The sequence below is a fragment of the Pseudomonas sichuanensis genome, from assembly GCF_024749065.1.
Lineage (GTDB): Bacteria > Pseudomonadota > Gammaproteobacteria > Pseudomonadales > Pseudomonadaceae > Aquipseudomonas > Aquipseudomonas sichuanensis.
The window spans coordinates 3452327-3464820 of record NZ_CP087185.1 but is presented as its reverse complement, the minus strand read 5'-3'; the positions used below and the strand labels follow the sequence as shown (position 1 = coordinate 3464820).

Below are 12494 nucleotides of genomic sequence, written 5' to 3'. Positions count from 1 at the left end.
CACCTGTGCGGGGACATGGTGGACACATTATCGCTTACCGTCGGGGTTGTTGAAGTCGATGGTTCGCAGCTTGTGTTGGCAGAAGTAAACATCAAAATGGTCAGCTCCTTGATCGCTACGGCGGAGCGCTAACACATAGCCCGCTAGCGCCTTCGCTATCCGAAATGAGCGCTTCTTGAAGCGGAACTGACTGCTGTAGGGCTTCACCAGAATATCGTCGGGACCGTATTCAATGGTCGGTAGACGGCTTGGGAAAGCCCGCCTGCTCATCTGGTAGCGATCTGCCGGCACTTTGTAGTCCAGTTGCTGATGAGGACGCTTGTAGTTGTAGATGCCCCGCCAGAGGTCGAAAGCTTCCTGCGCTTCTCGCAGATCCCGAAAGCTGCGCCCTGTCAGTACCTCGGCCTTGAGCGTCCGATGGAATCGCTCATCCTTGCCATTGGTTTGTGGGTGGCCTGGCCTGCTGAAAGTCAGTCGAATTCCCAGGCGAACCAGCCAGATACCTAGCGGTGTGAGTTCTCCAGGATTTCTTGGTGCTCCCCAGGGCGAGCCATTATCCGCGTTGATCTGCGCAGGCAGTCCATACCGGCTGAATAGATCGGTCAGGTGCTCCATGACCAACCCTGTGCGCTGATGTGCGCAGGCCTGTATCACAAGGTTGAAGCGAGAGTGGTCATCAATCAGCGTCAGCGGATAACAAGGTCCCTGGGCCGTTTGGAAGAAGCCTTTAAAATCGATCTGCCACAGATCATTTGGGGCTTCGCGCTCAAAGCGTGTCCATGGTTTAGCAGCCTCAGAGGCCTCTGCGGTGATCAATCCATGCCGATGCAGGACATTGGTTACGGTGCTGGCACAGATTCGCTGATCAAGCAGATGACTGATCTTTCGGCCACCCCACGTGGAGTGCTCCTTACGGATGGCAATCACTTCCTCTTCTAGCCCAGGCTGAGTCTTGCGAGGGCTGACGGCCGGCTTTCGAGAGCGCTCCTGCAAGCCAGGCAGGCCGTCCTGTCGAAATCGGTTGAGCCATTTGTAACCCGTCTGAGGGCTAATGCCGAACCGGCGGCACAGCTCCCTCATGTTGGCGTCCGGGTGATTGGCCAGGTTAACGAACTCTTCTCTCAAGCTCATGGCATCTCTCGCGTTCCAAGGCATGGTCGTATTCCCGGCAGATTGCTTGCCGAAAAGTGTCCACCATGTCTCCGCACACGTGTCCACCATGTGTCCGGTCCATACACCAAGACCAAAGTAACCCGCCGTAAGGGCGGAAAGGTGACTCTGTGTCTTCATCGTAAATGAATGCGCATATAGTTTTCAAAACACACTCTCTCAAAGTCAAAGTCAAAGTCAAAGTCAAAGTCAAAGTCAAAGTCAAAGTCAAAGTCAAAGTCAAAGTCAAAGTCAAAGTCAAAGTCGGTCGGCGTCGGTTTTAATAGATTTAAGTGCATTCATTTGCGATGAAGACGCAGAGTCACCTTTCCGCCCTTACGGCGGGTTACTTTTTTTCTTGGAAAAAAGTAACCAAAAACCGCTCGCTCCATTCATACGGCCCTCCGCTGCGCTCCGGGTCCCTTCGCTCCGGCGTCCTCCGGGCCCGCGCGGCCTCCGACTTGCTGCGCAAGTCTACATCTCGCGCCTTCGGCTAACGCCGAAGGGTGCTGCGCACCAGGGCCCTCCAGACGCCTACGCTCAGCCTCCTGAAGTCGCGAAGTTAGGGGCGGCGCCTGGGCTGGCTTTAGCTGTCGCTAGCGGCTATGGCGCTAAACTCTTGATCGGCAACGGCAACGGCAACGGCAACGGCAACGGCAACGGCAACGGCAACGGCAACGGCAACGGCAACGGCAACGGCAAGGGCAACGGCAAGGGCAACGGCAAGGGCAAGGGCAAGGGCACAGCGCTGGGCTTGCCTCGTGTGGACGCTCGCAATCGCTACGCGCCTGGCTCAGGCTTGGGGTGTTGTAGTAGTAGGTGATGATCCGCGCATCCTTGGGCCCATCAGCGCTTGTCTAGGGCCGGCCCGGCCTGTCGGCGCAAGGCCTTGGCGCGCTTCTCGAGGACCAGGTACGTCACCACCGCCAACAACAGTGGGATCAGGTAGTACAACGTTCGATAGCCCAGCAGCGCGGCAACCAGCGTGCCCTGGCCGAGTTGGCCGTGGAGCAGTGCGAGGAACACGGCCTCGAGCACGCCGAGCCCTGCGGGAATATGGGCGACCACGCCCGCCACGCAACTGATCAGCAACACACCCAGCACCGAGGGATAGAACAGCTCCGGCGGCAGCAGCAGGTGGATCAAGGCCGCCATCAGCGCCCAGTTGCTTGCGCCCAGGGCCACCTGGCACAACGCCAGACGCAGGCTCGGCAGGGTGACTTCGTGCCCGCGCATGTCCCATGTGCGCCGCCTGGCGAAGGCGCAGGCGAACAGGTAGGCCAATGCGATCGCTACCATCAGCACGCCGATCAGGCGCAGGCCGCCGGCGCCCACCGCCCAGCTTTCCGGCAGCTTGACCATACCGAGGGCGAACACCGTGCCGGCCAGCAGCAGATAGCCCATCCAGTTGGTCAACAGACCCAGGGTCAGGATGCGGGTGATGGTCGGGGTATCCAGACCCAGCCTGCTGTACAGGCGATAACGCAGGGCCACGCCGCCGACCCAAGTAGTGAAGTTGAGGTTGAATGCGTAGCACACGAACGCCACCGGTAACACCTGGCGCGCTGGTAGTTGATGGCCTGTGTAGGCGCGGGCGAGCAGGTCGTAGCTGGCGAATACCAGGTAGCTGCACAGTGCCAGCAGCAACCCCATGGCCAGGGTCGAGAGGCGGTAGGCCAGCAGCGAGTGGCGGACTTCGTTCCAGTCCAGGTTACGTGCCAGGGTGAACAGCAGTATCGGGATCAACACCAGAAACAGCACGGTCAGCAGGCGTTTGCCCCAGGTCTTCCAGCGTGGCGTGGCCATCAGGTCTTGCCCCCGTGGTAGTCGGCCGAGGCCTCGCTGTCAGCTTGCAGCGACTGCAGGCGCTGCCGGTGCGCCGGGAACCAGCCGGCGATACGCGGGAAGTAGCGGGTGATGTGGAAACCCAGGAAGATCAAGGGTGCGCGCCACCAGTAGCCACGTACCATGCGCTCCAGCGTCACGACCTTGCAGTGCTCGCGGGTCAGTTCGCTCAAGTGCCGATAGAGCACATCGTTGAACGTACGGTCGCGAATCAGCAGGTTGGCCTCGAGATTGAACGACAGGCTCAGGGGATCGAGGTTGCTTGAGCCTACGGTGGACCAATGGTTGTCCACCAACGCCACCTTACCGTGCAGCGGGCGCTGGCAGTACTCGTGGATGCGCACGTCGTCGCGCAACAGGTAGTTGTAGAGCAGCCGCGAGAGCGTGCGCACCCAGCGCATGTCCGGTTGCCCCTGGAGGATCAGCGTCACCTCGACCCCGCGCCGGGCGGCGTTGCGCAGTTCGCGCAGCAGGCGGTAGCCGGGGAAGAAATAGGCGTTGGCGACGACGATGCGTTGCCTGGCCTCGCGAAACGCTTGCAGGTAACAGACCTCGATATCGTTACGATGGCGAAGGTTGTCGCGCTCCACCAGCAGCGCACTGGCCGAGCCGGCGGCGCTGCTCGGTTCGACCTGGTTGGCGTTTTCCAGCACCGGCGCGAGCATCCGGCAGGTGGAGGCGTGCACTTGGGCCACCACCGGGCCGACGACCTCCACGGCATAGTCCTGCTTGGCCTGCGGGCCGAAGTCGCCAAGGTGGTCGGCGCTGTAGTTGATGCCGCCGATGAAGGCGCGTTTTCCGTCGATCACCAGGATCTTGCGGTGCAAACGGCGGAACAGGTTGGTGCGCATGCCGGCCAGCCGTGGTTGTGGATCGAATGAATGGAAACGCACCCCGGCCTCGGTCATCGAGGAGATGAAATTCTCGGGCAGGTCGGCGGTGCCGTAGCCGTCCGCCACCACCTCGACCCGTACCCCGCGCCGCGCGGCGTCGATCAGGGCTTGGCGCAAGGGTTGGCCGACCTTGTCGTCGTAGATGATGAAGGTTTCCAGAAGGATCTCCTCGCATGCCTGGGCCATGGCCTCGAACACGCGCGGGTAGTACTGCTCGCCGTTTATCAGCAACTCGATGTGGTTGCCGTCGCACCAGGGCTGCTTCATAGCGTCACCTGCGCCACGAGTGGGGCATGGTCGGAGAGGTGTGACCAGGGGTATCTGGACAACACGCGTGCCTGGCAAGCGTGTGCATTACGCAGGTAGATGCGGTCCAGGCGCAGCAGCGGCAGGCGGGCGGGAAAGCTGCGTGCCGGCTTGCCGAAGGCCTCGAGCAGGTGGCCCGAAAGCCGCGCATCCGCTTTCAGACGCCAGTCGTTGAAATCGCCGGCGACGATGACCGGCTCGTCCGGCGGCAGGCTGTCAAGCAACGCCAGCAGCAGATCGACCTGCTGCTGGCGATGGCCTTCACGCAGGCCTAGGTGCACGCAGATTGCGTGCACCTGCTCATGGCCGGGTACTTCGAGCCGGCAGTGCAGCAGGCCACGCTCCTCGTTGCCACGGATCGTGACGTCGAGGTTGTCGTGGGCGCGGATCGGAAACTTGGACAGCAACGCGTTGCCATGGTCGCCATGGGGGTAGACCGCATTGCGACCGTAGGCGAACTGCGGCCACATGCTGTCGGCGAGGAACTCGTACTGAGGTGCAGTCGGCCAGGTCGGATGGCGCTCGGCATGCTGTTGGTGGCTGCCGTGCACCTCTTGCAGGAAGACCAGATCGGCCCCAGTAGTGCGGACCGCCTCGCGCAGCTCCGGCAGGATGAAACGGCGGTTGAACAGGGTGAAGCCCTTGTGCACATTGAGGGTCAGTACCGTCAGGTGATGTACGGCGGTCTCCTTGTCGATGATGCAGCGGGGGGCGGGCAGGGTTCCGTTCATAGCGGCACCTGCGGCTCGACCCCTGGCTCGGTCACCAACTCGTCGTCCTGGCGTAGCCCCTCGGGGTCGAAGTCCTTGCGCCAAGAGCCACAGCGCCAACCGGCAATACCAATACGGATCTCGCTCACCATAGCCCCCTGTGTTCAAGTACTCATCAGTAGCGACTGGCAGGGGAGCGAGAGGGTTCAGCAGGATTGACGAGTGGCGCTGGGGTGGGTTTTGTCATCCGTCGGATTGTTCCTCTGGTGGCACCTGGCCCTCCGGCCAGTCGGGTGCCTCTTGTTCTGGGGCAGGCGTGGTTAGTTGTTCGCCGGGATCGAGCGGCACCTCATCGACATAAGGATCTGGATGATTGGGGTCGATCATGTTCTGACACCTCGTAAAGGGCTTTAGCTGCCTTCCAATCCACCGGTACAGGGGCTGTTCAATGCGATCCCCAGGGCGAACGTTTGTCGCCCTGGTTGGACCGCTTCGGAATCAGCGCTCCTTGTCTATGCCCGGGCCTTGGTCGCGCTGCTGGCCACCGGCTTTTCCAGTGTCGGAAAGGTTTTCCCTTTCGTCAGGCTGCTCAACCGATTGCCCGCCTTGTCGCCCGGTATCCTGGGACTGCGTCCAATCCTTGTTGGTCTTGTCTTCAGGCCGCTGGCCGCCTTTCTGCCGGTCGGTCATGTCGCCAGCCGAGCCCTGTCCCCCTTGCTGACCTGCGTTGGTGTCGGTGCTACGGGTTTGATCGCCGCCCTTGTCTTGATTGTTAGCCATGATGGCTTACCTCTGGTCGAACACAGGAAGGTCTGTGTGCAGTTGTGACTGGGCAGGCACTCATCGCACTGCAAATATTCGCGGCTTTTCGGACCAGGTGCCTGAAGGGCCGCAGGACAAACATTTAGCGGGTGAACAACAGCAGGGCATGGGTGCGAGAAAAGCGGAACTTCGCCGGCGTTGCGGGCTTCCACCGCATGCGGGAGCGCCGAGGTGACATGGTTCGTTCGAGCAGGCTTGCACGTGATGGATCGCCATTGAGTGGCGTCAACCTGCTCTACTCGAATACGCCCATGTTGTCTTTACATGTTCTCGTCGCTGCCGAAAAACATTTGGACAGGGCTCTGGGGCAGTATTTGTGGTTTGCAGAAGCAGAAATGTACCCCCAGAAATACCCTTCGATACCCCCAGCAGGATGCGCGATCGAGAATGGCGATTCCTGACAGCTGTCGTGGTGGTGCACCCTGGACTTCAGAGTAGCTACATGGCGAGAGGGCCAGAAGCAGGGCGAGGCCGCGCCTTTAGGGGGCGCTTGCCTCGAGCGGCAGCTATATCCACCCTGACTGTGTGATAACGGCCCGAGCACATCAAATATGAGGGGAGGTGGATTAGCCCTGCGGATCCAGAAGATGAAGCGCGGATCATTTTTTTTCACTACCCCGGAGCAGGGCATCCTGGCTTGAAAAATACCCTGCTCGACGACGGCACCGGCCTTGACAGTGATAGTGGCAAAATGCAATTTTTCGGGCCGGGTTGGATCCAGCCAGCTTCAAGGGCGGATACAAAGGGATTGTCCGTTTTAGAGGTATCCGGGTGTGTTGCTAGATGCTTTTCTGACCGAGTACGACGAAAGCCTCGGTAATGAACTGAATATCGACCCCTTGGGGTTGCAGGTGATCTGGTCTGGGTTTGGCCAGCAGATTTTCCAGAACCGGATCAGTTCCATTTCCAACGATATCCGCAATTTCACCCTGAACCTGTTCAATCACTTCTTGATCAAGAGCCTGGTCGAGGACGACTCGATTGCGCTAGGCATCGGGTTGAGGAAGATCTACAACGGCAAACACGACCTCAAGTTCAAGCATGCCTGTTTGGTGTACTTGGAAAACCTCAACGTCTACAGCGTCATCGCCCATGAAAATACCGCGGGCCTCGAAACCACTGGCGTGCTGGGGATCAGCAAGGCGCGAAGAGTCTGGTTCGACAGTACAGGGAACCCTTCGCTCACCTTCAGCCATGTCCCCGAAGCGCAGGTGCTGGTTCGGCAAACCCTGCTGGGCGTGAGCGGCCGCTACAAGACGCCGTTGGTGGAAATGGGCTTCTTCGACCGTCACTATCGCTACAACCTGCCCACAGCCACGCTGCTGTGGAAAGACGTAGATGCGTTGATCAGCAAAACCCCAACGCTTTTTCGTCTCTACAACCTCCTGCGTCCTCACTTGAAAGACCTGCTGGCAAGCAGTCGCAGCCAGCCTAAGACTGCCTTCCAGGACATACCAGCAACGCTTCCCAAGGCTATGGTCGAGGCCTTTGCGTCATCGGCGGCGGTAGGTGCCAGAACATGCGATTTCTGGTTGTCCATCACAGGCCTGGATCGGGGTGCCCCGGGAGCCTTGTATAACGTGTTGAGTTCGCCCAAGCACGGCGACGGGTCTGCTGCGAATGTCTTCGAGGAGGCGATGAAGCAGCCGCTGGCGAAAGACGCACAGCGAAAGCTCGCGCATGTACGCTTGCTGGAACCGCTGCTCAGCGAGGTGGACCTGTTGTTCCACCTGATGCTGGCCGAGAAGTCCCAGCCCGTCAGAAGGGTCTGGCAGCGCTGGAAAGCCTTGGGGCGTAATACCTCGACCCTGGCCACCTGTGCGGCAGCCATCAATGCAGACACGTCCATGACGACGGTGCTTTCCACTACCGGGCAAGCACGTCTGCAAAGTTTGTTGAACGTGGCAGGGCAGGGCGGTGCCGACGCACAGATGGACGCATTGTTGAGCTATCACGCGCTCATCATGGAAAGTCGTGGCCAGTCGCCGTGGGTGACCCGGGCAGATGGTAACCAGCTAAAGATTCATGTGCGGCCCCGCAGTGAGCCGACCCCTGCCGAGCGACCGTTGGGTGGCTGGGTGCACCAGTACTACATTCCCCAGTTCCGGCACTTGCTTGCGGGCTTGCACGGGGTGGCCGCATGAAACTGATCGAGGCCTTCAAGCAGCAACTGAAGGAAATGGGCGAGCTCAAACGGGTCTGGCTGACCACCTTCAACCTCAATCTGGGTTTTGTCGAATCCCATCTGCTGCCGGCAGTGCTGAATATGGACCCGCCGCGCAACCGCCTGGACTTCGAAGGTTTCCAGACACACCTGGTTGAGAAAGACATCGACTTCCGGGTGTTCTGCGACAAGCGAATGATGGGGGCCGACCAGTACAAGCGCACGGCCATCAACGTTCACTGTGTGTCTGCTCGCGCCCTGAACACTTACCCTGGTTTTACCGAGCACACGTTGTTTCATCCCAAGCTCATCTTTCTGGAGAGTAAGAAAGGGGACATGGTGTTGGGTGCGGGCAGCGCGAACCTGAGCGTCGGCGGCTGGGGGCGCAATCAGGAGGTGTTCACCTTCCAGCGCGTCTGCAATAACGAGCAATACAGGCAGATTCAGAAGTTCTTCGATGCCTTGGCCGAGCCTCTGGAGCTTGAGCTCCGCTGGCGCACCCAGCCTCGTCTGGCCGAGGGGCGTGATTGGCAATTCGTGCACAGTTTCGACAAACGCACCTTCCTTGAGCATCTCATGGTGCAGGACCGCATCACCTCGCTGCAGGTCTGGTCCCCCTACCTGGCGGCCGACATGCCCGACTTGCTGGAGCGACTCCGGGCGCAAACAGGTAATCCTGATTTGAAGGTGGCTCTGGTCGCAGACCGCTTGGAGGGCCGGTACCTCCGGACGCCCTGGAGCGAAGCGTTGGCGGCCTGCATCAAGACGGACGCGCTCGCGTTCCACAAAAACCCGTCTGCGCCTGATCCGCTCACCGAAATCACCCATGCCAAGGCCTGGCTCTTTCACACCCATCAGGGGGGGCGCCTGGCGATCGGCTCGTGGAACTTCACCCATGCCGGGACCAGCAGTTTTGATCAGCGCAATATCGAAGCCGGTATCGTGCTGAACGTCAAACGCAACGCAGACATGCTGGGAGCGCGCATTGGCGTCACCGAGGCCGATTTTGCCAGCGACCAGTTGTTGGCGGAGGATCGCCTGGATGTGCCGCAAGAGCTGCCCTTCGACCTGCAGGTGCACTACGACTGGAAGCGTGCCTGTTTTTCGGTATCAGGCAATTGGTGGGTAGACAAACCCGGCAATCTTTATTGGCTGAAGTTGCCGGGTGTAAGCGAACCGATACCCCTGCAGTGGCGCACACGGCGCCAGCAGGGCAAGTGGTTGCTGATACCGATCGAGCAGGTGACGCCGGATAACGAGGCCATGCTCGCCGACCATAGCTACGCCATTCTTCTGCGCAAGAAGGGCCCAGCGGTGTTTAGGGGCATCATTGTCGAGAGCGACCAGTCGTTCCGGCGTGTACAAGGTTTCGAATCGCTGAAGGACCTGCTCGACAGCCTGGTGGCCGGGGTCGATCCGAACAGCGATAACAACACCGTGTTGCGTGCCTGCCTGCGCAATGGTGCCGGGCCGGATGAGGACCCAACGGCGCCTTCACCTGTCATCGAACAGGACGCGTTGTCTTACTTCCGGTTGTTCCAGGCAATCGAGCAGTATCGCGAGCGTTTGCGCGCAGCTTCCGATATCGAACAATGGGCATTCGTTCATCCGGGCTGCCTTCAGGAACTGGCGGCCAAGGCACGCCAGCAGATTAGCGGCAGCCAGCCCAGCGTGTTCAACTGGTTCCTGGCCCAGGAGGTCAATTCGCTTCACCAACTGGCCGCCGGGCTGTACCGCAAGGCCGGGCACCGTAAGCCTGGGGACGAACTGTGGTCGACACTGAAGGTGCAGACGCCGCGCTTGCCAAAGGAGCTGCAAAGAAAGCTGGCCTATGTTCGCCGCGTGCAGAAGGAGTGTGGCTATGCGTGAAATCGACTGGGGTGGTTTGAAGCCGGAACAGGTCGCGAACTGGATCAACTTCGACGCAGGCAATGACGCGTGGCAGTACTCGGGCCAGGACATCTCCATGCCCGCCCGGCAAATCGAAGGTGTTGCCGGTTTGTGGAACAAGTTGTCCATGCACAATGTGGCATTGCTGGCCGATGAGGTCGGCATGGGCAAGACGTTCCAGGCATTGGGCATCATCGCGTTGCTGTGGAAGCTGAAGCCCAATGCCAAGGTGCTGGTCATGGCTCCCAGGGAAGACATCTGCCACCAGTGGGCGCGTGAGTATGCCGCGTTCCTGCGCGATCACTATAAAGGCGGTTCGCACCTGACCTGCAATGGGCCTGAGAAAAAGCCGTTGCACGAGGCGCAGATTTACAAGCGGCTTCGTGAACTGAGTGATGCGGTGAAGGAGGGCAGCGGGCAGTTTTACTTCACCACTATCCATTCCCTCAGCAACCTGGTTGAGTGGCAGGACAAGCAATCGGGTGATGTGGCCGGCAAAGCCCAGGTTGAGGCTGCCAGGATTCACCGTGAGCTCAAGTCATCGCTGGGAAACAAGGGTTTCGACCTGGTCGTTGTGGATGAGGCTCATTATTTCCGTAATGCCGATGGCGGTTCTCAACGTGCCAAGGCCGCACGAAAGTTCTTCGGGGAAGTGGGGGGGCGGCTCGCACAGAAAGTTTTGTTGCTTACCGCGACGCCCAGCCATTCCTCGCTTCGGGACATAGCCTCCATTCTCGGCTACTTCATCGACCCACCGGCTGACGGGTCGCAACCCGCTCCGGATAAGCTGCTGACCCAGTACGCATTGCGTCGTTTGCGCCTGATGCAGGGGGCTGAGGGTTACCGTAACAAATATAACTACCGTCATGAAAAAACGCTGCCAGCCAGTTTCCATAACAACCCCGAGGCCGAGATGTTTTTCGCGCTGTACCAGAAGAAGCTGGTGCAGCAACAAGGCCATAAGAGTGGCGGCCGCAGGTTCCTGTACGGCTATCTCGAAGGCTTCGAGTCCGTTGGTACCCAGCCAGGTAGCGCGGCCAGCGCGACCGCACCGCTGGAACAGGAACACTCCGCTCAGGCATTTTCCGGTGCTCCGGATACCGGGATCCTGACTCAGCTTACCCAGCTGCACCGTGAGTACTTCCAGAGCCACCCTGATCATCCCAAGTACGATACGCTGATGCATGAATGTCAGCCCGAGGATGTCTTCGACACGCGATTACCATTGCACGAGCACAAGCACCTGGTATTTGTGCGGCGGATCGCTTCGGTGCGGGAGATTACCCAGCGCATGAACGCGGACAGTGACCTGAAGCTGGCGCGGCGTATCGTCCAGGCCTGGCGTCCGGAAGACTCGGAAAGGCTGTTGAAGGGGTGGCAGAAGAAGAACTGGTCGCGGGCGTTTTTCAGCCGGTATGTCTGCCAGCAGACGGCCGAAGAATCGGACGACGAGGATCTTCTTCACGATGACGACCAGGCGCAAGCCATTGATGGCCTGGAGGGTGATGAAAAACTGGCCTCGCACATTGCTGACCTGTTCGTGGTCAAGAAACAGGGAAAGGACCGCAGTACGGATTGCTCGAACTTCAGCTTGCGCTTGCGCAAGCCGGACAGTCTGTTTTCGTTGTTGCTGGAGCCGGCAAGTGACTACCGCAAGGGCGGATACACCGGGTATGACCGCAAGCGCGTGGGCGAGCGTAATCGGGACGACTATGGCGGTGCGGCGCTGCGAGCGCGTCTTGTGCTGCACGGGGAACACGCGTCGCCAGCGGGTGAACAATACGAAGAAATGATGCCGACCTTGTGGGGCCTGATGTATGAAGGGTTGCCTGATGCCACACGCCGGCGGCTGGAGGCGTGGTTGGCGCTTGGGCCACACGGCCGAGCGATTGCAGAAAATTTCGCCAATTATGTAAAAGCGGGTTTTCTGTTTGCCAGCCCGGTCATCATTGAGCTCTACAGTTGGTTCACGGAGTTTCGTCGCCAGCATACGGGGGGCGATGTTCAACGTCGTTATCTGGATTTCATCGATTGGCTGAGCCCGCGCCTTCACGACTCGTTGATTCGGCAGTACTTCATTGCGGCCTTGGATTGCTTCGAGCAGATCTGTGGAAAGATCACGGCCCACGGACTGGCCGACTGGAAAAAGGACTGGCGCATTCTTACCAGCCTGCAAAGCCCTGCCTGGTACGCCAGTAGTCATTCCGGCGATCGCCGGCGCTTGATTCTCGGTTTTAACAGCCCGTTCTACCCCAACGTGCTGGTAGCGACTTCGGTCTTTCAGGAGGGTGTGAACCTGCATCTTCAATGCAGCAAGGTGCACCACTACGGAATTGCCTGGACACCCGGTGACAACGAGCAGCGTGTCGGGCGTGTGGACAGGTTGTTCGGCCGGGTGAACCGGCAATTGCAGGAGAAGGGCGAGGCTGAGCTGGCGATCCACTATCCCTATCTCGCGCAGTCGTTCGACCAGGAACAACTGGCTTCATTCGTGCTTCTCAAATACGCGGTCGAGGCGCGCATGGATGCCTGCCGACATACGTCGTTCGATGATGAAATCGACTTGCGCCATGTTGCCGATGACTGGAAGCGATACCTGCGAACGCCAGTGAAGGGGATGAATTCGGCGGACCCGTTCCCTGCGTGTTTTGGCACGGGGTCGGTTCCATTGGAGGCCTATAGTCCGAGTGAGTGAGGTTGGGAAGGAAGTTGCTG

At 59.6% G+C, this 12494-nt stretch carries 11 protein-coding genes; 4 read left to right on the top strand and 7 right to left on the bottom strand.

Translation table 11 applies throughout. The features are described from left to right. Positions 1 to 27: 27 nt before the first annotated feature. A complete protein-coding gene (locus tag LOY51_RS15510; RefSeq protein WP_258641705.1) occupies positions 28 to 1155 on the bottom strand; it encodes an IS481 family transposase in 1128 nt (375 codons plus the stop codon). A gap of 613 nt (positions 1156 to 1768) precedes the next feature. Between LOY51_RS15510 and LOY51_RS15505 the strand changes: the two genes are divergently transcribed. Next, on the top strand, positions 1769 to 1972 hold the full coding sequence (locus tag LOY51_RS15505) for a hypothetical protein (RefSeq protein ID WP_258641927.1): 204 nt from the start codon (positions 1769 to 1771) through the stop codon (positions 1970 to 1972). 23 nt (positions 1973 to 1995) lie between these two features. Here LOY51_RS15505 and LOY51_RS15500 read toward each other — a convergent pair whose 3' ends face one another. From LOY51_RS15500 to LOY51_RS15475, 6 genes are all read right to left on the bottom strand, one after another. Continuing rightward, complete coding sequence (locus LOY51_RS15500; RefSeq protein WP_258641924.1) at positions 1996 to 2955, bottom strand: lysylphosphatidylglycerol synthase domain-containing protein; 960 nt, start codon at positions 2953 to 2955, stop codon at positions 1996 to 1998. Further along, the gene (gene clsB, locus LOY51_RS15495) at positions 2955 to 4154 is read right to left on the bottom strand and encodes a cardiolipin synthase ClsB (protein WP_258641921.1); all 1200 of its coding nucleotides are present in this window, start codon (positions 4152 to 4154) and stop codon (positions 2955 to 2957) included. The genes LOY51_RS15500 and clsB overlap by 1 nt, the downstream gene beginning before the upstream one ends. Beyond that, positions 4151 to 4924, bottom strand: coding sequence for an endonuclease/exonuclease/phosphatase family protein (locus LOY51_RS15490; protein ID WP_258641919.1), 774 nt, complete (start codon positions 4922 to 4924; stop codon positions 4151 to 4153). Before LOY51_RS15490 ends, clsB begins: the two co-directional genes overlap by 4 nt. Next, a complete protein-coding gene (locus tag LOY51_RS15485) occupies positions 4921 to 5052 on the bottom strand; it encodes a hypothetical protein (RefSeq protein ID WP_374046853.1) in 132 nt (43 codons plus the stop codon). Before LOY51_RS15485 ends, LOY51_RS15490 begins: the two co-directional genes overlap by 4 nt. Positions 5053 to 5146: 94 nt before the next feature. Next, positions 5147 to 5290 (bottom strand): hypothetical protein, encoded by a 144-nt coding sequence (locus tag LOY51_RS15480; RefSeq protein ID WP_190305984.1) that lies wholly within the window; start codon positions 5288 to 5290, stop codon positions 5147 to 5149. A 111-nt stretch (positions 5291 to 5401) separates the two neighbouring features. Continuing rightward, positions 5402 to 5683: a hypothetical protein gene (locus tag LOY51_RS15475; RefSeq protein ID WP_125858861.1), complete on the bottom strand. Its 282-nt coding sequence runs from the start codon at positions 5681 to 5683 to the stop codon at positions 5402 to 5404. An 815-nt stretch (positions 5684 to 6498) separates the two neighbouring features. On the opposite strand from LOY51_RS15475, the gene LOY51_RS15470 reads away from it, so the two are divergent. From LOY51_RS15470 to LOY51_RS15460, 3 genes are read left to right on the top strand one after another with little or no spacing between them, the layout of a single operon-like run. After that, positions 6499 to 7869 carry a hypothetical protein gene (locus tag LOY51_RS15470; RefSeq protein ID WP_258641917.1) on the top strand — a complete coding sequence of 457 codons (1371 nt, stop codon included), beginning with the start codon at positions 6499 to 6501 and terminating at the stop codon, positions 7867 to 7869. After that, positions 7866 to 9758 (top strand): phospholipase D-like domain-containing protein, encoded by a 1893-nt coding sequence (locus LOY51_RS15465; protein WP_258641914.1) that lies wholly within the window; start codon positions 7866 to 7868, stop codon positions 9756 to 9758. Before LOY51_RS15470 ends, LOY51_RS15465 begins: the two co-directional genes overlap by 4 nt. Beyond that, positions 9751 to 12474 carry a DEAD/DEAH box helicase gene (locus LOY51_RS15460; protein WP_258641912.1) on the top strand — a complete coding sequence of 908 codons (2724 nt, stop codon included), beginning with the start codon at positions 9751 to 9753 and terminating at the stop codon, positions 12472 to 12474. The genes LOY51_RS15465 and LOY51_RS15460 overlap by 8 nt, the downstream gene beginning before the upstream one ends. The last annotated feature ends 20 nt before the right edge of the window (positions 12475 to 12494 follow it).

Bases quoted from the DNA above. Each gene is read 5' to 3' on its own strand.
- clsB (WP_258641921.1), bottom strand. From the start codon at position 4,154: ATGAAGCAGCCCTGGTGCGACGGCAACCACATCGAGTTGCTGATAAAC.
- LOY51_RS15510 (WP_258641705.1), bottom strand. From the start codon at position 1,155: ATGCCTTGGAACGCGAGAGATGCCATGAGCTTGAGAGAAGAGTTCGTT.
- LOY51_RS15475 (WP_125858861.1), bottom strand. From the start codon at position 5,683: ATGGCTAACAATCAAGACAAGGGCGGCGATCAAACCCGTAGCACCGAC.
- LOY51_RS15490 (WP_258641919.1), bottom strand. From the start codon at position 4,924: ATGAACGGAACCCTGCCCGCCCCCCGCTGCATCATCGACAAGGAGACC.
- LOY51_RS15465 (WP_258641914.1), top strand. From the start codon at position 7,866: ATGAAACTGATCGAGGCCTTCAAGCAGCAACTGAAGGAAATGGGCGAG.
- LOY51_RS15460 (WP_258641912.1), top strand. From the start codon at position 9,751: ATGCGTGAAATCGACTGGGGTGGTTTGAAGCCGGAACAGGTCGCGAAC.
- LOY51_RS15500 (WP_258641924.1), bottom strand. From the start codon at position 2,955: ATGGCCACGCCACGCTGGAAGACCTGGGGCAAACGCCTGCTGACCGTG.
- LOY51_RS15480 (WP_190305984.1), bottom strand. From the start codon at position 5,290: ATGATCGACCCCAATCATCCAGATCCTTATGTCGATGAGGTGCCGCTC.